General features: G+C 35.0%; 26 protein-coding genes. 15 read left to right on the forward strand and 11 right to left on the reverse strand.

The window, feature by feature from the left end:
- Nucleotides 1-222: 222 nt before the first annotated feature.
- The 7 genes from METBO_RS04885 to METBO_RS04915 all read left to right on the forward strand — a co-directional run bounded on the left by METBO_RS04885 (nt 223) and on the right by METBO_RS04915 (nt 7,039).
- The gene (locus METBO_RS04885; protein WP_013644566.1) at nt 223-804 is read left to right on the forward strand and encodes a flavodoxin family protein; all 582 of its coding nucleotides are present in this window, start codon (nt 223-225) and stop codon (nt 802-804) included.
- A gap of 170 nt (nt 805-974) precedes the next feature.
- Complete coding sequence (locus METBO_RS04890; protein WP_013644567.1) at nt 975-1,649, forward strand: glycosyltransferase family 2 protein; 675 nt, start codon at nt 975-977, stop codon at nt 1,647-1,649.
- A gap of 127 nt (nt 1,650-1,776) precedes the next feature.
- Nucleotides 1,777-2,157, forward strand: coding sequence for a DUF2304 domain-containing protein (locus METBO_RS04895; RefSeq protein ID WP_013644568.1), 381 nt, complete (start codon nt 1,777-1,779; stop codon nt 2,155-2,157).
- Between the two features lie 95 nt (nt 2,158-2,252).
- Complete coding sequence (locus METBO_RS04900) at nt 2,253-3,443, forward strand: glycosyltransferase family 4 protein (protein ID WP_013644569.1); 1,191 nt, start codon at nt 2,253-2,255, stop codon at nt 3,441-3,443.
- 102 nt (nt 3,444-3,545) lie between these two features.
- Complete coding sequence (locus METBO_RS04905) at nt 3,546-4,715, forward strand: glycosyltransferase family 4 protein (protein WP_013644570.1); 1,170 nt, start codon at nt 3,546-3,548, stop codon at nt 4,713-4,715.
- Nucleotides 4,716-4,756: 41 nt separating this feature from the next.
- Nucleotides 4,757-5,929, forward strand: a complete 1,173-nt coding sequence (locus METBO_RS04910; RefSeq protein WP_013644571.1) for a glycosyltransferase family 4 protein — start codon at nt 4,757-4,759, stop codon at nt 5,927-5,929.
- A gap of 6 nt (nt 5,930-5,935) precedes the next feature.
- Nucleotides 5,936-7,039 carry a glycosyltransferase family 4 protein gene (locus METBO_RS04915; protein ID WP_013644572.1) on the forward strand — a complete coding sequence of 368 codons (1,104 nt, stop codon included), beginning with the start codon at nt 5,936-5,938 and terminating at the stop codon, nt 7,037-7,039.
- A gap of 60 nt (nt 7,040-7,099) precedes the next feature.
- Here the strand turns inward: METBO_RS04915 and METBO_RS04920 are convergent, their stop codons facing one another.
- Complete coding sequence (locus METBO_RS04920; protein WP_013644573.1) at nt 7,100-8,539, reverse strand: flippase; 1,440 nt, start codon at nt 8,537-8,539, stop codon at nt 7,100-7,102.
- 376 nt (nt 8,540-8,915) lie between these two features.
- Between METBO_RS04920 and METBO_RS04925 the strand changes: the two genes are divergently transcribed.
- The 4 genes from METBO_RS04925 (at nt 8,916) to METBO_RS13575 (ending at nt 12,321) form a co-directional block, all read left to right on the forward strand.
- A complete protein-coding gene (locus METBO_RS04925; RefSeq protein ID WP_013644574.1) occupies nt 8,916-9,905 on the forward strand; it encodes a glycosyltransferase in 990 nt (329 codons plus the stop codon).
- 130 nt (nt 9,906-10,035) lie between these two features.
- Complete coding sequence (locus METBO_RS04930) at nt 10,036-10,755, forward strand: (Fe-S)-binding protein (protein ID WP_013644575.1); 720 nt, start codon at nt 10,036-10,038, stop codon at nt 10,753-10,755.
- Nucleotides 10,752-11,954 (forward strand): LUD domain-containing protein, encoded by a 1,203-nt coding sequence (locus METBO_RS04935; RefSeq protein WP_013644576.1) that lies wholly within the window; start codon nt 10,752-10,754, stop codon nt 11,952-11,954. Before METBO_RS04930 ends, METBO_RS04935 begins: the two co-directional genes overlap by 4 nt.
- A 202-nt stretch (nt 11,955-12,156) precedes the next feature.
- Entirely contained in the window at nt 12,157-12,321 is a 165-nt protein-coding gene (locus tag METBO_RS13575; protein ID WP_013644577.1) for a hypothetical protein, read from the forward strand.
- A 475-nt stretch (nt 12,322-12,796) separates the two neighbouring features.
- Here METBO_RS13575 and METBO_RS04940 read toward each other — a convergent pair whose 3' ends face one another.
- Nucleotides 12,797-13,186 (reverse strand): pyridoxamine 5'-phosphate oxidase family protein, encoded by a 390-nt coding sequence (locus tag METBO_RS04940; RefSeq protein WP_013644578.1) that lies wholly within the window; start codon nt 13,184-13,186, stop codon nt 12,797-12,799.
- A 163-nt stretch (nt 13,187-13,349) separates the two neighbouring features.
- Entirely contained in the window at nt 13,350-14,771 is a 1,422-nt protein-coding gene (locus METBO_RS04945) for a M48 family metallopeptidase (RefSeq protein WP_013644579.1), read from the reverse strand.
- A gap of 314 nt (nt 14,772-15,085) precedes the next feature.
- Here METBO_RS04945 and METBO_RS04950 point away from each other — a divergent pair, with 314 nt between their 5' ends.
- The 4 genes from METBO_RS04950 to METBO_RS04965 all read left to right on the forward strand — a co-directional run bounded on the left by METBO_RS04950 (nt 15,086) and on the right by METBO_RS04965 (nt 19,052).
- Complete coding sequence (locus tag METBO_RS04950) at nt 15,086-15,799, forward strand: (5-formylfuran-3-yl)methyl phosphate synthase (protein WP_013644580.1); 714 nt, start codon at nt 15,086-15,088, stop codon at nt 15,797-15,799.
- Between the two features lie 143 nt (nt 15,800-15,942).
- Nucleotides 15,943-17,430: an IMP dehydrogenase gene (gene guaB, locus METBO_RS04955; protein WP_013644581.1), complete on the forward strand. Its 1,488-nt coding sequence runs from the start codon at nt 15,943-15,945 to the stop codon at nt 17,428-17,430.
- A gap of 151 nt (nt 17,431-17,581) precedes the next feature.
- Nucleotides 17,582-18,193 (forward strand): molybdenum cofactor guanylyltransferase, encoded by a 612-nt coding sequence (gene mobA / locus METBO_RS04960; RefSeq protein WP_013644582.1) that lies wholly within the window; start codon nt 17,582-17,584, stop codon nt 18,191-18,193.
- Nucleotides 18,194-18,404: 211 nt separating this feature from the next.
- On the forward strand, nt 18,405-19,052 hold the full coding sequence (locus tag METBO_RS04965) for a thymidylate synthase (protein ID WP_013644583.1): 648 nt from the start codon (nt 18,405-18,407) through the stop codon (nt 19,050-19,052).
- Nucleotides 19,053-19,279: 227 nt separating this feature from the next.
- On the opposite strand, the gene METBO_RS04970 is transcribed toward METBO_RS04965, so the two are convergent.
- The 8 genes from METBO_RS04970 to METBO_RS05005 all read right to left on the reverse strand — a co-directional run bounded on the left by METBO_RS04970 (nt 19,280) and on the right by METBO_RS05005 (nt 24,877).
- Nucleotides 19,280-19,507 carry a pseudomurein-binding protein gene (locus METBO_RS04970; RefSeq protein ID WP_013644584.1) on the reverse strand — a complete coding sequence of 76 codons (228 nt, stop codon included), beginning with the start codon at nt 19,505-19,507 and terminating at the stop codon, nt 19,280-19,282.
- 151 nt (nt 19,508-19,658) lie between these two features.
- On the reverse strand, nt 19,659-20,453 hold the full coding sequence (locus tag METBO_RS04975; protein WP_013644585.1) for a hypothetical protein: 795 nt from the start codon (nt 20,451-20,453) through the stop codon (nt 19,659-19,661).
- Between the two features lie 30 nt (nt 20,454-20,483).
- The gene (gene cbiT / locus METBO_RS04980; protein WP_013644586.1) at nt 20,484-21,047 is read right to left on the reverse strand and encodes a precorrin-6Y C5,15-methyltransferase (decarboxylating) subunit CbiT; all 564 of its coding nucleotides are present in this window, start codon (nt 21,045-21,047) and stop codon (nt 20,484-20,486) included.
- A complete protein-coding gene (locus tag METBO_RS04985) occupies nt 21,044-21,604 on the reverse strand; it encodes a UbiX family flavin prenyltransferase (protein WP_013644587.1) in 561 nt (186 codons plus the stop codon). The genes cbiT and METBO_RS04985 overlap by 4 nt, the downstream gene beginning before the upstream one ends.
- A gap of 52 nt (nt 21,605-21,656) precedes the next feature.
- A complete protein-coding gene (locus METBO_RS04990; protein WP_013644588.1) occupies nt 21,657-22,817 on the reverse strand; it encodes an HD domain-containing protein in 1,161 nt (386 codons plus the stop codon).
- Nucleotides 22,818-23,255: a molybdenum cofactor biosynthesis protein MoaE gene (locus METBO_RS04995; protein ID WP_013644589.1), complete on the reverse strand. Its 438-nt coding sequence runs from the start codon at nt 23,253-23,255 to the stop codon at nt 22,818-22,820.
- A gap of 66 nt (nt 23,256-23,321) precedes the next feature.
- The gene (locus METBO_RS05000) at nt 23,322-23,855 is read right to left on the reverse strand and encodes a nicotinamide-nucleotide adenylyltransferase (protein ID WP_173319788.1); all 534 of its coding nucleotides are present in this window, start codon (nt 23,853-23,855) and stop codon (nt 23,322-23,324) included.
- 254 nt (nt 23,856-24,109) lie between these two features.
- A complete protein-coding gene (locus tag METBO_RS05005; protein ID WP_013644591.1) occupies nt 24,110-24,877 on the reverse strand; it encodes a V4R domain-containing protein in 768 nt (255 codons plus the stop codon).
- Nucleotides 24,878-24,883: the final 6 nt, after the last annotated feature.

Consider the following 24,883-nt stretch of genomic DNA (forward strand, 5'->3'; position numbering starts at 1 on the left):
GGTGAACCTTAATAATCTAGTTTGTATAGGGATTCCTTGATATTCATTGTTCATGGTTGGCTTTAAATTAATTGGTTTGTAACATTAAATTCAAACAGTATCACAATCAACTATGGATACAATATATTAGGTTGATGACTCAAATTTTAAATTTACTACTCGTTTAAATTCAAAACTTAAATTTATAAAAACTAAAAAAATATTAAATTGGAGGTATTAAATTTGGTCAAGATAATAGGAATAGTAGGCAGCCCCAGAACAGATGGAAACACAGCATTTCTAGTAGAAACAGCATTAAAATCAGCTGAAGAAGTTGGTGCAGAAACTGAAATAATAAATTTAGGATCTGCAAGCTTAGAACCATGTGTAGCATGTGATATATGCAAAGCCACGGGTGAGTGTGCTATCTACGATGATATGGGAGAAATTATGGAAAAAATAATGGAAGCAGATGGGATGATAATTGGCAGTCCTGTTTACTTTGGAAGTGTCACATCCCAGCTAAAAATGTTCATAGACAGATCAAGACCTTTAAGAGGATCTTTCAGACTTAGAAACAAAGTAGGGGGAGCTTTAGCAGTTGGAGCTTCAAGAAATGGCGGTCAAGAAAGCACAATCGCAACAATACATGATTTTCTGTTAATACATGACGCAATAATAGTGGGGGATGGTGCACCCATGGCTCATTATGGTGGAACTGGAGTTGGTGGACCTAAAGGCAGTACAGAGCAGGATGATGTTGGCATAGCAACATCACAAAATCTTGGTAAAAGGGTTGCTGAACTCGCAGCATTGATAAATTAAACCCCTTAAAATTTCCTTTTTTTAATCAAAATAATAACTATCCATAAACAAATTCTTACTAAAGAATTATATGTTAAAAAAAACATCTTAATTCAATTAACAATCGCTGATAAAAAAAATAAGATTTACCTTTGGATCAACCATTTATATTTCAGTTTAGAGAGGATTCAATGAGAACATTTGTGGTAGTGCCGGCCTACAACGAAGAAAAAACCATTGAAAAGGTTTTACACGATCTTTCAATAATGGGTTTTGAATTTGTTGTGGTGGATGATGGTTCAATGGATGGAACCAACAACATAGTAAAAAAATTTATTGAAGAAAATAATCATGGATTCATTTGTAGACATCTTCTAAACAGAGGATTGGGTGCAGCAATCAAAACAGGCATAGAAGCATCTCTTGAAGAGAATGCAGATGTTATAGTAACATTTGATGCTGATGGACAGCATGATCCCAATGATATCTACACCGTTATAAATCCGATCATCCATCAAGAGGCAGATGTCTGTATTGGAACCAGAGATTTTGATGACATGCCCAGAAGTAAAAAATATGGAAATTCCGTAATGAACCTCATCACAATGATATTCTACGGTATAAAAGTTGGGGACTCCCAATCAGGATTAAGGGCATTTAACAAGAAGGCTGCAAAAGCCATTATCATTAATTCCAGGGATTATGGAGTTTCCTCTGAAATCATAGGCGAAATTAAAAGGCAAAACCTAGAGCTTAAGGAAGTACCAATGAAAACTATTTACACAGACTACACCATGAAGAAGGGTACCAACCTGTTTGAGGGTTTGAAAATACTTTCAAAGCTCATTTTCAAACTGTTTAAATAAAAAATTATAACTTTCAAATTCAAATTAACAAATCACATCTTTTATAGAAAAAAAATTTAGGATTAAACACTAATAAATCAAATGAAAGCACGGAATTTAATATAAAAAATTTTTTGGGACAAAAACAATGTTGATGATATACCAAGTAATAGCAATTATCCTGGGAATTTTGGCGATAGTACTCAGCATATTACGATTCAGAGACGGTAAAATGTCTCTTGGAATGATGTTTGTTTGGATACTCATATGGTTGGGAGTCATCTTTATAGCCATTGATCCAAACTCAACCAACTTCCTTGCTGTTTACACGGGAATAGGAAGAGGTTTGGACTTTGTTCTTATAATTGGACTGCTTCTATGTTTCTACCTGATCTTCAAGATGTACAACAAAATAGAAACAGTAGAGGAAGAACTCACTGATCTGGTACGTGAACTTGCACTGGCAAGGAAGATGGGAGAAGATACCAAAAAACAGGACAAAACAAAATCTTCTTCGGATCAAATATAACTATATCTTCTAAAAAAGCCACGGGAAGTTGATATCCTTTAATTTTTACCCTTAAAATAGTTAAATTTAATTAAATTGACTCTGGACGCGATTAAATGAGAATCGGATATTTTGTGGGACATTTCCCATACCCAAACTTAGTAAACACTCCGGATTATATAAATAAATATGCACATGGTGGCACTGAAATTGCGGCCTACAACTTGGCAGTTAACATGGCTAACAGAGGTAACATGGTTGATGTTTTTACAACATCCATAGATTCTAAAAACAGTATAGAACTCTACCCAAACATGAAGGTTCATCGCCATGGCACCAGTTTAAAAATAGCTAGTGCCAACCCTTCCATCAAACTTATATACAACCCATTAAATTATGATATGGACATTGTACATGCACATTCGCCCATACCCTACTCTGATCTTCCAGCACTCCTCTATGCAAAACGTAAAAAGCTTCCATTTGTTTTGACATACCAGTTTGATGGTGTTGAAACTGGTGGAAGTTTCGCAAGAAATGCGGGGGTTTCACTCTACAACAAACTGTTCATACACAGGGTTCTCAAATCTGCAGATACTATAATCGCAACTACCAAGTCATATGCAAAAGAATCTCCATTTCTAAGGAGATATCTCGATAAAATCGTTGTTATACCCAATGGAATTAATATTGAAGAGGTCACAACCCCAGTAACAAGGGAAAAATCTAGGGAAATTTTGGGCCTTCCCCAAGATTCAGAAATCATACTATTTTTCGGAAGCCTAGTTGAGTACAAAGGACCAGACATCCTTTTAAAAGCATTTAAATTAGTTAAAAATGTTTTTCCAACTGCAAAACTAATATTTGCTGGACGTGGACACATGGATAACGAGCTTAAGGAAACTGCTAAACAGATGAAAATTTATGATGATGTTATATTCACAGGATTTGTGGAAGATGATGAAAAACCACTCTACTACAAGGCAGCGGACATATTTTGTTTACCATCTACAACCCTTGCAGAATCATTTGGAATAGTTAACCTTGAAGCAATGGCTGCAGGATTACCTATAGTATCGTCAGATCTAGGGGGAATTCCAGACATAGTTAAAAACGGTGTTAACGGACTTTTAGCCAAACCCTACGATTTTGAAACTGTTGCCAAACACCTCACAAAACTACTTAAAAATGGAGAAATGAGGGAAGAAATGGGACAAAATGGATTGAAAATGGTAAATAATTACACTTGGGATGAAGTAACAACAAAAACAGAAAAACTTTACAATAAACTCATTGAAAATCATTAAAATCCATTTATAACAAAAAATATAACTGTCAAACCATTTAAAATGGATGGCCTTCATGATAATATTTATTAAAATTCTAAACTAACTGGAGACAAAGTTTTTATGCTGGAAATAGATTACATCAACGGTCCAAAATCAGATAAAATGTTTGGAATGTACAAGTATCAGATGGAAATAAGAAAAAGACTTGATGTAATTTTAAATGTCATAGAATATGAATCCATAATGCAAAACCTTGAAAAACGATTAACACCCCCAAACAACACAGATGCTAAAGCCCAAAAAAAATCCGATGAAAACTCAAAGGACTCAGGGATCAAAAATTTTCTTTTTAACCAGGCAAGAAAATCAGTACAAGAAATTGACAGATACAGGTACAGATTAATAGTCAAAAACAGCATCCATCAAGATAATATCAAACATTTAACCAACCAAGAACTTGCATACCTCTTAAATCACATGGATCTTGATAAAACCGTTGTTACATGTTACGATCTAATTCCATGGGTTTATGAGAATGATCATGGTAAGTACTGGAAGAATATTATGACAGGGTTAAGAAAATCAGACCGTATCATAACCATATCAGAATTTTCAAAGATGGAGATAATGAAAGAACTAAACTATCCAGAAGAAAGGATAGAAATAGTTAGTGTTGCTGTTGATCATAAAGTTTACCATCCAAAAAGGGATAAAACCATATTAAAACGATTTAATATTCCGGAAAACCAAAAAACCATTCTCTACGTAGGATCAGAAACTCCTAGAATGAACTTAGATTTTCTTTTAAAATCGCTGTCCAAACTCAAAAAAACATATCCTGATTTTAAATTGATTAAAGTTGGAGATCCACAAAGCTTTGGTGCCAGGGAACATTTTTTAAATACAATTAAAGCAACTGGACTGGAAAAAAACGTGATATTCACGGGTTACGTGGCTGAAGAAGAACTTCCCAAATGGTACAATGCAGCGGATCTGCTGGTTTATCCTTGTTTATATGCAGGATTTGGAGTGCCTCCACTTGAGGCAATGGCATGTGGAACTCCTGTCATAACATCGAACACAAGTTCTCTTCCCGAGGTTGTGGGAAATGCTGGAGTAATGGTTGATCCAAACGATACAGATGCAATGTCAAAATCAATGTTCGAAGTTTTAACCAACGAATCCAGAAAAGAAGAACTGGTTCAAAGGGGTTTGAAACGATCAAAATTGTTCCAATGGGATGAAAGCGCTAATACAACAGGGGAAATTTATAGGGAATTAGATCAGTAAGGGATTGTATGTTCAGGAAACAAATTAATTAGTGGTGCTCTATGGAAATCGATTATATTAATGGTGTTGAATCTTCGAAGATATTTGGTAGATCCAAGTATCAAATGGAGATATTTGGGAGAATCAATGATGTAAATCTTAACATCATTGAATACAAACCTTTAGCAGATATCTTGAAAAAAAGGCTGAATATGACCCCTGAAAGATCAGGTGCAGTAACTGACAATTTTCAAGGAGGAGAACCTGGAAGAGTTTCCAGTTTCCTCTTTAAAACAGCTTTTCGGATGATGGACCGAATGGATCAGTACAGGTACATTCATGAAATTAAGGGGAAGTTAAAGGAAGAAAATATCAAACATATAACAACCCAAGAACTTGCATACGTCTTAAAATCACTGGAAAATTATAAGACAGTGTTAACATGTTTTGATCTTATTCCATGGGTCTATGATAATGACAGATCATATATTTGGAAGGAAAATATGAAGTGGATGCCCACAGCAGACCGTATCATAACCATATCAGAATTTTCAAAGAATGAAATTCTCAAATATTTGGATTATCCCGAAGAAAAAATCGACATAGTATACCCTGCAGTTGATCACAGGCTTTACCAGCCCATTAAAAGTAAGGAAATCTTAAAACAATTCAATATTTCAGACAGAGACAAGGTAGTGCTTTACGTAGGTTCAGAAACACCAAGACAAAATGTTCCTGATTTAATAAGGGCGTTTAACAAACTTAAAAAAGTGATGCCCAATGTTAAGCTTTTAAAAATCGGTGAATCACAAAGTAACGATGCACGTGTGGAACTTTTAAAGTTAATAAAACAGCAGGATCTGGTTGACGATGTGATATTTGCAGGTTACGTAGCAGAACCGGAAATGCCTGAATGGTACAGTGCTGCTGATCTGTTGGTGTACCCATGTGAATATGCAGGTTTTGGTCTTCCACCACTTGAGGCAATGGCATGTGGAACTCCGGTCATAACATCAAACACAACTTCACTTCCCGAGGTTGTTGGAGAAGCTGGGATCATGCTGGATCCACACGACAATGAAAAACTCTCAAAGGAGATGTACAGGGTTTTAAACGACGAAAAACTAGCAGATAATCTAATACAAATGGGATTAGAAAGGGCAAAACTATTTGATTGGGATGAATCAGCCCAACAAACAATGGAAGTTTACAGATCAATGGAAAAGGGCAGGTAATAAAATATGGATATTGGAATTGTTCATCCCGAGTTAATATATCCAAGGGGTGCCGAAAAACAGCTTTGCAAATTAAGCTACCATTTAAATAAAATGGGAAACAACGTCACAATTTACACCTTTGAGAAGAATGACAACTACATATTCGATCCCCTCCTAGAAAATATTGAAATAATCTCTTTAAACAAGAAATGGGCAGTTAACTATCTTTTTGGCTTCAACAACGTTAGATGGAATCAAATGATCAAAAAGTTAGCAAGCAAAATAGGAGATCATGATGTTATAAACGCCCATAACCATCCTGCACAGTGGATATCTAGCTACACAGAAACACCCACAGTTTGGATGTGTAACGAACCATATTACTATGGTGGATCCAAATTAAACAATTACTTCCTTGATAAGGATAGGCAGCTAAGTTCCAATGTGAAGCTTACACTGGCCTTCAACCAGAGAATGAAAGATATCATCAGGGAAATGTATCCCGATAACAAAAAGATGGAATTAACTGGATCCGGCGTGGATCTGGAGAGAAAAATTCAACATGAAAACAATGAATACTTTGATTCAATATTTGTAGGGCCATTATATCCTAGAAAACGACAGCTTGACATTATAAAAGCTTTTGGAAAGATTAAAGATCGTATTCCCAATTCGAGACTTCACTTTGTAGGTGGTGAAGTTGGAATTTTATCAAAAAAATATAAAAGGACACTGATACAAACAGCAGCTGAATATCAGGTTGATATCATGTTCTATGATTCCATATCTGATGAAGAGTTGTACAAACTCTACGATACTGCAGATATCTCAGTATTTGTTCCAGAATATGAACCTTGGGGCATATTTCCATTAGAAACAATTTTAGGGGGAATAACAACCATAATTTCAGATGAATGTGGAGTTAAAGAGGTTCTTCCCGATGATAGTATGGTTGTTGAAACAGGAAATATTGAAGAACTCTCAAATAAAATATTAGATGTTCATGAGAACATGGAACATTACAGAAACTGGACTAAAAAGGCCTCTAAATTAATAGCAGAAGAATATTCCTGGAAGGCCTATGCAAAGAGAATGGAAAATTTCTTTAAAAATGTTATTACAGACTAATAATGGCCTAGACCATCATAAGTAATCAATAATTACTTTATATTTATTTTAATCCTAACTTTACTGGTCACTGTCTTTTTTTATAATTCTTTTAAAAATCTCAAGATCTTCTCTAGAAATTATCCTGGTCACTATCATGAGAACCAAGAATAAAACTACTCCTGCAACTAATGCAATTATCCAGTTAATGTTCAATCTGAGGAAGTAGGTCACTGTTAACACCAACACACTCACAGTTATTGTTTTCAAGAAGTTGTTGACCCATGATATGCTGCTGAAGTATTTTGAGATGTAGATGATCATGAGGCTGAATCCAGTAACTTCTGTAATCACAGTTGCTACCGATGCACCTACGTAACTGTAGTGGGGAATCAGTACCAGATTTAATGCAACATTTATAATTGCATTTATAGCTGTTACAATTAGAAGAATTCTTTGTTTGTTAATTGCACCTAAAATATTTCCAAACAGGTAGGTGATGAAGATCACAGGCACAACAAATATCAAGGCTTGTAAAGCAAAGATGGATGCATCGTAACCTGATCCATAGATAATGTATATTATTTTATCTGCAAATAACAGCACAAACACGAAGAAGAACATTGCAATGGCAAACAAATACTTCACAGACTTCTCATACTCAACCTTCAACAGCTCCCTGTTGGATTCATAGTGCTGAGACATCAAAGGAAATATTGATATTAGGAATACATTTGGTAAAAACATCAAAACAAATATTAGCTTGTAGGCAGCGTTGTAAATTCCAACAGCAGAATTGTTAACCATAATTGAAAGCATAAAAGAATCGATGTAAAAATAGATAACAACCAAAATACTTGAAACTCCAAAGTAAAACGACTCTTGCAACGTTAATTTCCAAAAGCTAAAATCTAATTGGATACTCGGCATGAAAAACCTTTTTGAGAATATGATGAATGTGGCAATTAAAACTAAAAGACTGGAGAAGAAGTACACCGATGACAGTACCACAATATCTAAACCCCTGTAAATAACCAGTAAAATACCTGCAATCATGATAACAGCGTTTAATACGATGGTTAATGAGAGATACTCCATTTTTTCGTACGCTTGGAATATTGAATTGAAAATTCCTGTAAATGCAGTCATTATAACAGACAAAGTAATAATATAAATTACATTAGCAACTGTTTGAGGATAACCCACAATATAAACAAGTAATCCTATAACTCCAAAGGTTAACAACGATAAAAAGAGTTTCATAACTGCAGTGTTTCCAATATACTTATCGGCGAGGGACTTATCACGTGAAACTTCTCTGATTGTGAGTGTTGCAAGTCCAAAATCAGTTAACACTCCAAATATTCCTGTAATAGACAGGGCAAGTGAGAGAATTCCAAACCCTTCCACACCAAGGTACCGGGCTGTGTAAAGTGTGGTGAAAAATCCCAGAAGATAACTCATTAAATTTGCAACTAAAAGGACCGTTGTATTTTTTGCTAAAGTACGTTCTGAACCCATGTTACAACCCAACAAATTTTAAAGCTTTCAATACTATTCTAGGTGCAAATTATAAATATCTTTCAAATTATGCTCTGAAAATCCAAATAAAATAATTACTCTGGGATATATAGGATCCAAACAAATAATTTAATCCCATTGAATTAATTAAGAGGAATAAACATTCACAAAATATATTCAGTGGTTAGTTATAATTAAATCTAAACCCTATTGGTTTTTACATTTATTGAATATTTAATTTAACAACCTCATCAACATTTAGGATTAAAAACTTAAAGCACTTTGTATGATCGTTTAATTATGGATAAGTATTAAATAATTATTTAAGAAAATAAAGTTTTAATCTAGTTTCATTTATTTTAGGATGGTCTATTTGATGATAAAAATTACAGTGGGAATAATAGCTCGTAACGAAGAAAAAAATATTTCAGAAACACTGAAAAAAGTTTTAAACCAGAGCTTGGACTGTTCAAAATATGAAGTACTGGTTGTTGATGGAAATTCCGATGACAAAACTCGTGAAATTGCAGAAAAAATTTTAAAATCCTCCAAAATAAGTTATAAAGTGTTAAACGAACATGATTTTGGTTTTTATGGTCACTGTTTTGCAAGGAATCTGGTGATAGACAACTCAGCAGAAACAGCAGATTATATAGCATACACAGATGCCGATTGTTTGGTTGACAAGAAATGGTTAGAAACACTCTACAGATCCATCTTACAATCTGATGATGATGTTGCAGGGGCAGGAGGCCCACGTTTAATTGCAAAAACTGATAACAAGACTGAAATGATCATCAATTCACTCATAACTTCTTTCATTGCATCTGGAGCTAATCCTGCATTTCACAGTAGGAATATTAAATACGTAAAAAGCATAGCCAACTACAATGCGATCTACAAAAAATCTATTATTTCCAAATTCCGTTATGATAAATCATTAATCATGTCCGATGATAATGAACTCAACTTCAGATTAAGAAAAGCGGGGTATTTGTTTCTAAATGTGCCTGAAGCTAAAATCTGGCATCACGAAACAGGATCTATTAAAGAATTTGCATCAAACATGTTCAAATACGGTGTAAACATCTCAAACACTGTAAAAAAACACCGGTCCATGATAACCATTAACGTACCATTAACAACCCTTTTCATAGCCTACATCATTCTTCTGATTCCGTTGTACTATTTTTTAGGGTTCATAACCTTGATTCCAATGGGGTTGTACATCTTATTTGCGATCCTAGTATTTTTTGAAGTGTTCATGAGAACTAAATCCTTATATTCAGTTTTAGTTTTTATACTTCTGCCTGTAGAACATGTGGCTTATGGTCTTGGAGTTTACTCCAACTTAATTAGGCACTGATTCTGCCTATAAACATATAATTTTTTTCCATTATTTTTATCATGGTACATTATTTTTTTTAGCGATAAACATACCAATAATGTTGAATAACTTTGTTATTAACAAAAAAGTTGGTGGATGATTGAAAAAAATGTTGTACTTCAAGGGTTGTGTTGTAAGGGAGAAACTTCCAGGTGTTGCCCAGGCCACAGAAAAGATTTTAAAAAAGGCAGGTGTTGATTACACTTTGCTTGGCAATGAATCTTGTTGCGGATCATTTCTAATGAGAACAGGGTTTAAAGATGAGGCAGAAGAAGTAATGAAAAACAACCTGCAAGATATTCTGGCAGCTAATGAAAAAACAATACTTGTATCTTGTTCAGGCTGTTACAACACTTTAAAAAATGATTACAAAGCTTTATTTGATGTTGAATTAGATGTGATTCACACATCCGAGCTTGTAAAAGAACTCTTGGTTAAAAACAAGATTCACGTAAATTCAACAGAAAAAACTGTGACCTACCATGATCCATGCCACCTTGGCAGACATTCTGGAATATATGAAGAACCAAGGGATGCCATTAAAGCAAGTGCTGATCTTGTGGAGATGAAACGAAATAGGGAAAGGTCAAGATGCTGTGGTGCGGGATCAGGGGTTAAATCTGCATTTCCAGAACTTGCATTGGAAGTTGGTTGTAGAAGAATTCAGGATGCAGAAGAAGTTGGTGCTGACATTTTAGTTACAACCTGTTCATTTTGTATATTGAACCTTGAAAATGCACTTGAAAAAACTAAAAACCAAGGCGAAAATGGATCTGTGGAGCGTGTAATGGATCTTACAGAACTGATACTCATGGGGATGGAAAAATGAAACAGTCTGAGATCAAGGCAATGAACAGGTCCTTTGGAATACTTGACGGGAGAAAGTCCAATATACTCCACAGCAAACGCACAGAGGAACTTAAAGAACGTGTAAATCAGATAAGGAAATTTTCCATTGATAATATGGAAGAACTGGTTTCAAGGGGAATTGAAAAACTTGAAGAAAATGGTGTGGAAGTTGTGACTGCTGATAAACCAGAAGATGCCCTTGAAGCCATTTACTCAATAGTTCATGATCAAAGTATCGTTGCCAAGTCAAAATCTAACACAGCGGGGGAAATTGGGCTAACTGAATTTTTAGAATTCAAGGGAGTCAGTGTTATTGAAACGGATCTAGGGGACAGAATTGTGCAGTTAGATCCAAATAGCAGACCATCACATCCAATAGGGCCAGCATCACACCTTAGAATGGATGATATAGCGGTTATTTTATCCAATCATTATGGGGTGGATGTTGAACCCGAACCCAGAACAATACTCAACACAGTCAAGGATGATGTTGTTAAGAATATTTCTAAATGTAGTGTAGGAATTACAGGGGCCAATTCTGTTGCTGCAGATGATGGTTCCATAGTAACTGTTCACAACGAGGGAAATATCAGTCTGGTTTCCATGCTTGATACTCATATCATCCTAGTTGGTATTGACAAATTTGTCGAAACAATTGAAGATGCAGTGTCCGTTGTAAAACTTGAAACAATCTATGCCTCTGGTAAAACTGTGCCGGCGTACATGAACATCATTTCGTCCCCGTCAAAAACAGCAGATATAGAACAGATCCTACTAAAGAATATGTATGGATCCCGAAGAGTTGTTGTGGTTCTTTTGGACAATGGCCGGAGAAAAGCTGTTGAAGAGGGTGGGGAATGTTTGTTATGCATTGGATGTGGAAGTTGTATTGTAACGTGTCCAATATACAACGTAGTTGGGAATGATTTTGGTTACAGAAGACATCTTGGTGGTAGGGGTGTTGTATTAAGCAGCTTCATAGATGATGAAAAAACATGCAAAGATTCAGGGCTTTATCTCTGTACAATGTGTGGTCAATGTACATATGAATGTCCTGTAGGGGTGAAAACCAGTGAACTCATTAAAAAATTAAGGAACGATGCCGTAATTATGGGTCTTGCATGTGATGAGCACAGAATTATTAGGGAGAACATTAAAAAAAAGGGGTCGCCATTTTAAGTCGTAATGCAAATTTATAATATTCGACACAATGGTACCACCCACGTTGTAAAAAAACAAAATTCAAGGTTAACCAATTCTTTCTTATCTTTTTTTAAATTGAAATTCAGGGTTATAAATACATTTTCAAAGTAATTTTCGTGCCAAATATCACAAAAACTATTAGCTTCCAAGAACATAACATAAACTGAGTTCTGTTAATATGGGGATGATCTCATTGATTGATGAAGATCTTGACGAAGATGTGGATGAAACAATTCAGCATTACGCCCGCAAGAAAAGGGAAACTTCCAAAAATAAAGTATTTATGCCTGCAATAGTCATTATAATCATCTTAGTGGTATTGATAGTTTATTTCATAGTCTAAATATGTGAATTATTTACTCATATCCTAATTTTTCATTTTGAAATCAAAATAATTAATATAAATAGTATCAATCGAGTGCATCGTTGCTCACTTGTTTGATCTTATATTTACATGATAAATTATCTTATTTGGTCTATTATTATGATAATCTTTATATAATCATTAAAAGATTGCTTTTAATGGGGTTTAAATTAGTAGAAAGATTTAATATTAATGAATTAGAAGAAAAACCAGAATTTAACCTATAATAAATATTATAAAAGAAAGATCTTAAGGAAATTAGATCAATGAATATGTTAACTTAAATCAACTTTAGAAAGGTTAATTTATAGATAAATATGAATTCGAAGATGTTATAACCGGTTTAGGCGTCACGAAACGTGGAACCCTTTGCATATTGAAAGGATTCAGGAGAATCAATGAATATTCGAATTATAAAAAAGTTAGGAGAATTATGATGAATACTCATCAAAATTCATAGATTTATTGTTCTAGGTTCATCCTTCATACTATACATTGTTGCTTCAGCATCTTCAACATAAAAAACCTCAAAGTCCTCGGTTGTATATATTTTAGCAAGACCGGGCATAACTTCAAATGCTTTAGCTTTTGCATCAGTACTAGAATCAAAAACTGCTTTGCCTTGCAATCTTATCCATCGCATATCTTTTGACAAGGTACAAGCTTCAAAATAAGGATTAGACTTTAACTGATTGTATACGTTCTTTTTATTAGATGTGCAAAAATAGATTCGCTTTTGGTACTCCATAGTAAATCCGAATGGACGTACTCGGGGTTTATCTCCATCAATAGTTGCAATGTAAAATACTCCAGCGTCCTTAATAAATTTTACTATCTCATTCATCTTTTCAACTCCAATCATATAGTTTTCTATACCATAAATCTAATAATATATATAGTTTAACTTATATTTTGAACTTTAACTAACTTCAAGTTATTTATAATATAAGGAAAGCATCATGATCACAAATTAGATTTAAACTACATAGCAGATTAATATTAAAAATTTATCCTTTAAATGAGCGTTTAAATCCGTTAATTACATCCTTTGCAGATTGTATTAGGGGATGTTTCACTTTGATTGGTGTTTTCATTTTATCCAACCTTTCTATTCTGAAGTAGAGTGGTGGGTGTGGATCCCATGCTAACCATCTAAGGATATTTGATGATGATCTTTCCATTTGTAACCTGTTAAATCCTATTTTTCGAAGAGATTCAGCAAGTACTTCTGGTTGGCCTATATTCATGGCAGATACAAGATCTGCACGTGTTTCAAAGAACTTAGCAACGAAGAATATGGCCGCCATAACCACAATGATGTAAATAATTGGATTCAAAATTACCAGTGGGAAGAAAAGGGTGAACCTCAAAATAAATTCAATTGAAATGATGGAAAACAACACAACAGGGTCATGACCCTTTAAATGACCCATTTCATGACCGAGCACACTTAATATTTCATCTTCTTCAAGTTCAACCAACAAACCTGTGGTTATTAACACCAAACCGCGACTTGGAATTGGTCCTGTTGCAGCTGCATTTGGCACCATAGTGTTAGAAATAACGATTTTAGGTATTGGTATGTTGAATTTAGATGCAGCAGTTTTCACTATGCTGTAAACATCTACGATCTTCACCAGACTACTGTCTGGACTGCATTTAAATCCATAGTCCTCGAAAATTTCCTCTCCAATTTCACAGCTAGGTTCCTTTCCAATTGCCAAAGATCTTTTATAGATGTCATTTTTCATCTGAACTACTACGTCGTTTCCAAATTTTTCTTTAAACAACCTAAATTCTTCCACTGGAAGCTGATACTCAATTATATGCACATATGGATTTGACGGTGTGATCCTCCAATTGTTTCGGGCCAGGTAGATCCTGTCAGAAAGCAGCACAATAATCAATTGAAGTCCAAGTATGGCAATCACTGCAAAAACAAGTCCGAGAAATATGAAGAATAGGATGTTAATTCCGAAAAAGATTACGTATAAAAACAAAAGGTTACTTCCAAATAACCTGTCAGCAAGTTTCTTCCCAGAGCTTGGAGGCTCTTCAGGTATAATATCTTCTCCTTCAACCCATGCGAAGTAGAGTGTGGACTGTCTTATTGATTCATGGAAGAACTGTACCGCAAGGATAAGTTCCTCTTTAACATTGGTAACGAATTTTTCTGGGGTGCCGTTGTAAGAAGTTATCGTAACATCCAACGGTGATCCTGCAACTATCTCCACTAAAATTTTCCATCCATATTCTGGATTTATAGCATAAAAACTGAGTTTAGAATTGTTTGATCCGTTGATTTTGTTGACAGAACTAAAATTTTTAGGTTTAGACAATAAATAATATTTATAAATGAATTCAAGTACCTCTTTCATATGCGCCTGAGCAACGGCAGTATCTATGGCAAATTTATAGGTCCTTGTCATTTTCACCAGCTATAACTTTAATTGACAATTATTTCTATGGATTTAATGGATTATGTAATTTTAGAAAAGTGATAATTAACATAAATGTACCTTCAGTCGAATTTTTATTTAAAAACTACTGAAAAATCACCAACCCTTCATAGTGTATGTGTTTTTAAGTTTCTTGATGTTGGATAAATAGTTCAAATCATAGTTTAAGGGAACATATTTATATGTTCGTTTTGCCAACTTTAATAATCATAATATTTCAATGGACTCATAAGATTTAAGTTAACTAATGGGTTTTTTTTGATGAAATGTAGGAGGTTAAAAATTTGCTTCTCTTAATAAGTCCAATAAATGCAGAGGAGGCACTAGAATCTATTGAAGGTGGTGCCGATATAGTAGACGTTAAAAATCCGAAGGAAGGATCCCTTGGAGCTAATTTTCCTTGGGTTATCAAAAATATAAGGGAGATAACTCCTGAAGGCATGCATGTAAGTGCAACTCTGGGTGATGTTCCATACAAACCAGGCACAGTTTCACTTGCAGCTGCTGGAGCAGTTGTTTCAGGTGCTGATTATATCAAAGTAGGTCTTTACGGAACAAAAAACTATGATGAAGCTTTAGAAGTCATGGAAAATGTGGTTAAATCTGTTAGAGAATTTGATGAAGATGCATTGGTAGTCGCATCTGGATACGCTGATGCCCACAGGGTAGGTGCAGTTGATCCCATGGAAATTCCACGTGTAGCTGCCGATGCAGGAGCAGATCTTGCAATGGTCGACACAGCAGTTAAGGATGGAAAAACTTTATTTGATTTTATGGATGTTGAAAAACTTCAAAAATTCAACGACAGCATACATGATTACGGTCTGAAATCTGCTTTGGCAGGTTCTGTTAAAAAGGATCAGCTTAAATTACTCTACGATATAGGATGTGATGTTGTAGGGATAAGGGGAGCTGCATGCACAGGTGGAGACAGAAACAATGGAAGTATACACAGAACTGCTGTGAAGGAATTGAAGGACATGATAGAAAACTTTTAAAGTTTTGAAATCTAATATAAAAGAAATTTAATACAGTTTTTTGTGGAATTTTATTTTATCCAAGGAAACTGAAGGTAAGGGTTTAATGAGATTTAAACCCAAGAAACTATTTGAACAACCTTTTGAGGGTTGGAGGTATTTATATGTTCTCGGAAAAATTGATTAATGCACCAGAAGGGTTCACTTTTGACGATTTTTTGATGTTACCATCAGTATCTTCGGTTGAACCCAAGGACGTTGAAACTACGACCCAAATTTCAAGAAATTACAGAATTAACATCCCAATAGTTAGTTCCGCCATGGACACAGTAACAGAAGGAGAAATGGCAATAGCTTTAGCTCAAGAAGGTGGATTAGGTGTTATTCACCGAAATATGACCATTAATGAGCAGATTAATGAGATCAAAAAGGTTAAACGGTCCGGTGATCTTACAATACGGGATGTTATCACCATAAGTCCTGAAGCCTCCATTGTAGAAGCACAGGAAATTATGGATGAAGAAGAGATAAGCGGACTTCCTGTTGTTAGGGATGGAACAGTCGTAGGTATAATAAGTCGGAGAGATGTAAAACCTATTATAAATTCTGATCCAAAGAGAATGGTTCAGGATATCATGACAGAGGAAGTTGTCACAGTATCTGAATCCACCACACCTGCAGAGGCCCTTGATATAGCCTATGAAAACAAAGTTGAGAGGCTGCCTGTTGTTAAGGACGGTATCATTGTGGGCATACTCACAATGAGGGATATACTTGAAAGAAAGAATTTCCCAAATGCATCCCGTGATAAAAAGGGTAGATTCCTAGTTGCCGCAGCAACAGGACCATTTGATCTTGACAGGGCAATGGCACTTGATGAAGCAGGTGCAGATATAATTGCGGTGGACTGTGCACACGCACACAAACCAAGTATTGTGGATTCTGTTAAAACCATGAACGAAAATATTGATGCAGATCTTTTAGTAGGTAACATAGCCACAGGAGAAGCTGCAGAAGATCTCATGGCAGCAGAAGTTGATGGATTCAAAGTGGGTATAGGTCCAGGTTCCATATGTACAACCAGGATCATATCTGGAGTTGGAGTACCTCAGTTAACAGCTATATCATCGGTGGCAGATGTTGCCAAAGACTACGGAGTTCCAGTTATAGGAGACGGTGGTTTAAGATACTCTGGAGATATTGCGAAGGCCATAGGGGCTGGAGCAGATGCAGTCATGCTTGGAAGTCTTTTAGCAGGTACTCGCGAAGCACCTGGAGATGTTGTTATAATGAACGGAAGGAAGTTCAAACAATACAGGGGAATGGGTTCATTAGGAGCTATGACCGGTGGAGTTGGAGCAGGAACAGACCGTTACTTCCAGGAAGTTAAGGGACCGATGAAACATGCAAAACTCGTTCCTGAAGGAGTTGAAGGAGTAGTACCCTACAAAGGACCTGCAAATGAAATTCTATTCCAACTAATTGGTGGAATAAAAGCATCATTTGGTTACTGTGGAGCAAACAACATAAAAGACATGCAGAAAAAGGCTAAATTTGTAAGAATTTCTCCAAGTGGAATGACAGAAAGCCATCCACACGACCTTACAATAACCAACGAAAGCCCAAACTATCCAACAACAAGATTGTTGTAAAACCCACATCAAATAACTTTTTTTTTTATTTTCTTTAAAAATTAGTAAAGTTCATCCAATTTCTCACGATCCCAAACATATATGTTTTATTATCGAGGATTATACTAAAATATAGAATATTTTTTGACAATTAGACGTTGGTAAGAACCATATGAAATCTGTAATTGTGTTATGTGGAGGGCTGAGTACTCGGATGGGTCAGGACAAGGGATCCATGAATTACCACGGTAAACCTATGATCGTCCACGTGCTTGAATCTTTAAATCAGGTTGCAGATGAAGTAGTATTGGTTCTGAGAAATGAAGTTCAGTACAACAAATACAAAAATTTACTATCCAAAAATGCTTTTTTAGAATCTTCAAACTTCAAAATATTGAAGGATACTATAAAAGATAAAGGACCTCTTGGAGGAATTTATACAGGGATCAGTGCAATTAATTCTGATAAGGCCCTGATTGCCCCATGTGATTCTCCATTCATCTCCAAAGAACTGGTAACACAACTCTTTGAAATCTCTAAAAACTACCCTGATTTTGAATCATTCGTACCAATATGGTCAGATGGAAATATGGAACCACTTCACTCCATTTATCCAGTTAGATCCAAGGAAATAATAGAAGATCTTCTATTAAAGGATCAGAAGAATGTTAAAGCGCTAATAAAAAGGTTAAATGTTAAGTACATAAAAATTGATGAATTTGATCTTCCAAAGAAAAGTTTTCTCAATCTAAACAGTCCCCAAGATATTTCAAAGGTAGAGTAATGTAAATATTAACTAAAAAAATTTTTATGTTGGACAGAGTTGGAAGTAGAAACTTTGAAATACATTTTTAAATCAAAACAATAAAAACTAGATTTAGATACTAAACTCATGGATTCTCTCACTCACATGGGATAATCTTCTTGATAATAATTGAAACCAAAACAATGGGAAACTAACTATTTCTTCAATTTTCTATATGGGGGTTTAAAATTTGTTTACAACAGAATCTCAACTGGCTACAGACGCATGGAAAACTGTTTTAAAACAGATCATGGAATTTGGAGATGAACTGGAGGATGAAAATGAAGAATTCACCAAGGAGTTACTAAACGTAGTAGTGAAAGTAAATGATCCCATTAATTCCCAACCTCCAGAGGGTTATTTCACCATAAAAAAATTTAAAAGATGTGAAAACCACTTTTTAGATCCTGAGAGCAGATTGAATGGGACTGACTATGGTAACAGAATAAGAAGTCACTTTGGATTTAAAATAGGGCGTGATGTATACAGCATCCGAACAGATCAAATAGAATCAGTCTTGGTTCGTCTTAAACGTAACAGTACCACAAGAAGAGCTGTTATAACTATTTTTGATCCCTCAATTGATCACTACAAAGATAATGTTCCAAGTTTGGTGATGATAGACATCATAATCCGTAAAAATAGAATTTACCTAACTGCTGTATGCAGAAGTGTTGATTATTATGGTTCATGGATTCAAAATTTCTTTGCACTTCGGGGTCTATTAAAATATCTTTCAAACCATCTTAAAGTTAAGATGGGACCCATAACAATCCATTCAGTGAGTGCACATGTCTACAAAAGAAACTACAAAGATGTTTTAAATATCAAAAGTTAATATTGTGCTTTTTTGGGTAACAAACAGAATTTATTCTATTATATCTAAATTAAAAGATTTAAATAAATATTTGATGAATTGATTCGCAACTATAAAATTTAGGGAATGTTTAAGCTCAGAAAAAAAAGATATAAACAAAAATTTTTGAGCAAAATGTTTAATACAATTAAAATTTGTTTGGAGAATTATCCGGAACTATTGGGTAGTATTACAGTTACTCCATCGTTTTAACACTTGAAGTTAATTTCCGATGAATCACTAATCTCTACAATTTCAGGGTTACGACCCATTTCCAGAATAAATTTGTTGGCAGTTTCTATCATGTTAACGTAGACGCTTTTACTGATTTTGCATCCCTCAATGATGGTAAATGCCGGCATTTCTCCGTTCAATTCTTTGAACTCAATTACTTCTTCAACCATTTGTCGGTACTGTTTGAGAGTTAACCTCTCCATTAGATCAACCACATCTAGTTTTTTAAGTGAATTATTTATTGTAGGTAGCTTTGATTATTACCACTTAAATATTTTGCGAATTAAAATTCACATTTAGCATTATTTTTCAGATTGAATCTTGTTTAAAGTGGAGGATTCAGTACACTAGTTACTAGTCTAAGTTGGAACTGCTTTCAACAGTTTTGATCACAACGGTCTTATTTGGATCAAATGGATTGGTACGCATTGCAAGTGAGAATAGGTAACGATAATTATTTTTTAAATGTTCCATGTAGTTCAACCATTCAAATATTAGAAGGTCATAAACCCTTTGAACATCTTCTTTTAAATGTTCACAGTCCGATGCAGGTAAATCATAGGTGTTTTCACGTTTATCAAGTTCTTCAGTCAAATGAAAAACAGCTCTCAACAGATCTGTGAAGGTTTCATGTTCTAACAGATTGGGATTTTCAAGAAGTGCAAGTAGAAACATTCTTTTATCTTGAAGAAAAAGTTTGGATTGGTATAAAAAATCTGCAACTTCTTTATTGGAGGGGATGATCATGAGGCTGTGTGCGAGTGAATTGATGTTCTTTTTGGCGTGCTCAAAATCTTCATCTTCCCAACGTGAATTGATAATCAAAATTTTACTGGTTTTGGTTGACTTGGAATCAAACTTGGATATTTCAGTCAGAAGTTCAGTTCCAACTTCACTAAAAAAAGCTCCAATAACCATGTTGAGCTTTTCAAGCATTAATTTTTTTTCTCGTTCATTTATGCCTGTTTGTATAATTATAACTACAATAAGTGCTTCAATTGGAAGGAAAACCATATTAATACCAATATAAAAAAGTTCGGTTTTAGGTTCCCTAAATATCATTGTCTGGACAATGTAAAGGACCAATGATGAAAAAATGAGTATGCCTGCTATTTTGATGTTCCAACTGAACCTCTCGAGAATTTTCATGGTACCATCATTTATCTCTCTAGAACGATTTCATAATTTTTCAGTAATCACAACTGTTATTGGATTGTTTGAGTACATCATTGTTCCCCTTTGACCGGGGGTTCCCTTGGATATCATAATATTAACAACTTCGGATTTAAGGGAAAGTTCTTTGAAGGTGGAAATTGCTTCTGTTGCTGTTTCAAGTAGAATGGATGTTACTAAAATTCTTCCGTTTTTATTAAGTTTTTTGTAACCCTTCTTTATCAGTTGTGGTAGTTTTCCACTGCTACCTCCAATCATGAGAACATCAAATTCTTCAAGATCCTCAAGTGCTTCTAATCCATCTGCTTGGATAACTTCAACCTTGTTCTTAACTTGGTGTTTATTAACATTTTCTTGGGTTGTTTGTGTGGCTAGAGGATTTAGATCTATGGAGTAAACTTTTTTTGCTTTTTTTGCAAATTCTACTGTGAGACCACCTGTTCCACATCCAATATCCACCACAACATCTTCCTCTGAAACTTCAGATTTGCATAGTAAAATGCACCTGATCTCTTCCTTGGTTGGTCCTGGAACCTTTGGATTTTTTATGAAATCAGAGTCTTTGATCATTGCATTTCACCGGTCCATCTTTGGAATAGATGGTTTTCTATGCCGAGCACATCTAAAATTTTACCAACCACAAAATCTGTTAGATCTTCAGTTTTTTCTGGTAAATGATAAAATCCTGGCATTGCTGGTAAGATAATACCTCCTTCCCTGCTTATTTGTACCATGTTCTCCAGATGCACAGTCCTAAGCGGGGTTTCTCTTGGAACTACAACAAGCTTTCTACGTTCTTTAAGTGCCACATCAGCAGCTCTTGTAACTGCATTATTCGCATATCCATTGGCAATTGCAGAGAGGGTTTTCATGGTACATGGAACTATCACCATGGATTCAAATTTGAATGATCCGCTGTTAATTGCAGTTGTTAGATCCTTTGAAGGGTAGAATTCAGTTGCCAGATCAATTATTTCTTCTTCTGTAGAATTTAGTTCGTATTCAAGTATGATCTTGGCAGGATCTGTTAAAACAACTGCTGTTTCAATATTTTTCTCTTTAAGAACTTCTAGAAGTCTTTTTCCGTATATAACTCCACTCGCTCCTGTAATTGCTACTACTATCATTTTTTTCAGCTCTTATGATATTTTAATTATAAATTTAGTTGGAATTGAAAACTTACTCAGGATTGTCAATGAGTTGGTTAAATGAAACATCCTTAGCAAGATTTGAGTACTCTTCAGGTAAATAAACGCAGAGATCAGCATGATTAAATCTAGCATCTCTAAGTGTACTCACTATGGTTGAAATCTTTGAAAGGTTGACTAGGTCTCCATTGGATGATACCAATGTTTTCATCTCATCGAAGGAAGGGTAGTCTGGAACGTCCACAATAACGTAATCTTCAGGCACTCCAAGTTCCTCTGCAATCTGTATTTCATATTGCTGAATTTGTTTGGGTTCTATTTTGAAAATAGCACCGGGATTTGTTAGTTCATCCAGCTTAAGTGAATAAACTGTTTTAAAAAGTTTTCTATTGTCTAGTCTATGGATAATATCTCCAATTAATCCTTCTTGGTATCTTGCTATACTAATTATATCTGCATCGTCGTACTTGTAAATATTTTCAGGGTCTATGTGTCCTTCTTTGAAGAGCTGCTTCAGACATCTTCTAAACATTGAATTGATTATTCTGGTGGTATGATGTTGATAAACACTTGGATACATGAAGTACCTGGCAAGTAGCATACTTTCTGCAGCTTGAACTCCTTTAGACTTTAAAATAAGGTTGTCTTCGAGTTTCATGTTGTGAATCAATCTTTCCACATCTATCACTCCATAGGCAACCCCTGTGTAGTAGGAATCCCTAAGGAGATAATCCATCCTGTCCACATCCAGGTCTCCTGATATGATCTGTCCCAGGGAACCTTCTCCCCTTATCAGGCTTATGATCTCTTCTGGATCATATTTTTCTGACAGGATCGTAGATATTTCAGATTCTCTAATTAATTTTGAAGTTAATTCTTCGTGGGATTGTTTTAAAACAGCTTCAGATACGTGGGAAAATGGTCCATGTCCTGCATCATGAAGAAGGGCACAAACACGAAGAATTTGGCGTTGTTCATCAGGGAGTTTCAATCCATAGGACAGTCTTGAAGCCAAGTACATGGTTCCAATTGAGTGTTCAAATCTGGTATGGTTAGCACCAGGATAAACCAGATATGTGAAGCCCAACTGTTTAATACGTCTCAACCTTTGAATCTGGGGAGTGTCTATTAACTTTACCTCAAATTCATTTATCTGAAGGTTTCCGTGCAGGCTGTCCCTTATAAATTTCACTTAACCACCTGACATTATTATGTTAGTACCATCCTCTGTATGTTCTTCCTTTTTAAAGTCCAGTTCGTACTTTACCCTTTCAATAATTTCATGCAATGCTTTTCTGGTTTCATCACGGTGTGATCCAGATACCGCAGTTAGAAATAAAGGGTCTCCTGGCTTGAAATTGCCAATGTAGTGAACTACTGCTATTTCCAGTACTCCATATTTCTGCTTGACATCATAAACTATTTCCTTTAACTCTTGTTCTGTTTCTAACTGGTTTGGAGTTGTTAGGTCCATTTGTACGGTTTTTTTTCCAGTTTCCTCTCCCCGTACAATTCCCTCAAATGAAAAAATAGCACCGCATTTATTTATTTCAGGGTTTTTTTTGAGTTCTTCTAATAAACTGCAGATGGAGATTTCTTCAACACCTTTCTCAATGATTCTAACAGTCATTTTTTTAACACCACTGTTTGTTTAGTTGATACTACTATTAGCTTGTTTTTTTAATTAATCTATTAATTAAATTTCGTTCAATTCTCTTCTTGAAAGTTGTTTTAATCTGTTTATTCCGTCAATTTCGTAAATTACATCTTTCACAGAACTTGGAATTAAAGATTCCCAATCTTCATCATTTAGCATTCTTTTTCTAACTTCTGTTCCTGAATATGTTTTTCGATTGTATAGCGGTGGAACAGTCACTTCGAATCCGCCCTCTCTAAACAACTGTTGAACAAGGAAATTTCCAGAGTAGACATGTTGGAATGGAGGTGTGAGCATTTTAACATGGGCAACCCATATTGAGTTACATGCAACATCTTGAATAGGAATGATGTAGTACTTGGATGCAGGAATATCATTTTCTGTAAGTGCTTTTGTTAGCATCATTACACGTTCTCCTGCTGTAAAAGGGTCTTTAACTGTGTGGCTTAACTGGGCACTTCCTATCCCAATTATCAACTCGTCAACTTCGTCAAGAATTCTTTTAATAACTTCAAGATGGCCTTCGTGAACAGGTTGCATCCTTCCAACAAGTAAACCTCGCATTTTCTTCACCATGGGAATCATTTTATCATTATATTTGAAAATGAGGCCAAAACAAAACACTGGCCGTAATTAATTAACATTATTATATCTGAACAACTAATTAAATATCTATTTGTATTTTAAATTAATTGACATATTTCTTAATGATTTGCTTAACTTAAACTGGAAGTTCGAGGACACTGTTCAATTCAAGCTTTTAAATTGATAGTGGGATATATTTTTAAGGATATAATAATGAAAAAGAAGTAAAAATCTATTGTATATTACCATTCTCGACTTTTTATTGTAAATGAACAGTGATCATCACCTAATGCATAGCACCGGGTTTCGTTTACTATTTGTTCTTCTTGGAAGTGTGCTGTGAACAGTGCCTTCAATATTCCGGAGTCAAAGGCGCAAGCAGCTTTTCCAAGGGGTGGAAGATTTTGGCACTCAAAACAGTCATAAACGTTTATGGTTAAAGGTTCAAGTTTAATAACTTCAACAGTTCCCAGGCTGTGACCTTGCCAGAATTTAGCAATATTTTGGGCGAGAACTTGAATATCAGGATCTTTAACCTTTTGATATAGGGTTTGACCCACTTGAACTCCTGCTTCGTAGAGAATAGGGTCTATATCTATGCCTTGTCTTATGAGAGAAACTCTGAGGGTATGGAAGATGAGTCTGAAAAATTCGAAGGGATCTCCTTCGCTTTCGATGTATTTGTTAACATATTCATCAAAATTTTCCGAAATAACTTTTTTTCCTGAAAGATGACCCAGATATTCTGATTTAATGAAGAATATCTTTTTTCGGGCGTCGTTTTCATCTACCTTGGATCCTATTATTCCTTCATCTACCATTCTTCTAAGATGTACAGATACTGTTGATTTAGCTTTCCCTGAGAGCTCTACAAGCTGATCAAAACTTAATTCACCTTTTCGTAATACAGATAATATTTTTACCCTGACTGGACTGTTGATTGCATATATTCCTTCAGATGTGGAAAACAATTCTATCTGCATGTCTTTTAAGGGTTCCTTTTGAACCATTGGATC

The organism is Methanobacterium lacus (genome assembly GCF_000191585.1).
In the GTDB taxonomy this organism is placed as follows: Archaea; Methanobacteriota; Methanobacteria; order Methanobacteriales; family Methanobacteriaceae; genus Methanobacterium_B; species Methanobacterium_B lacus.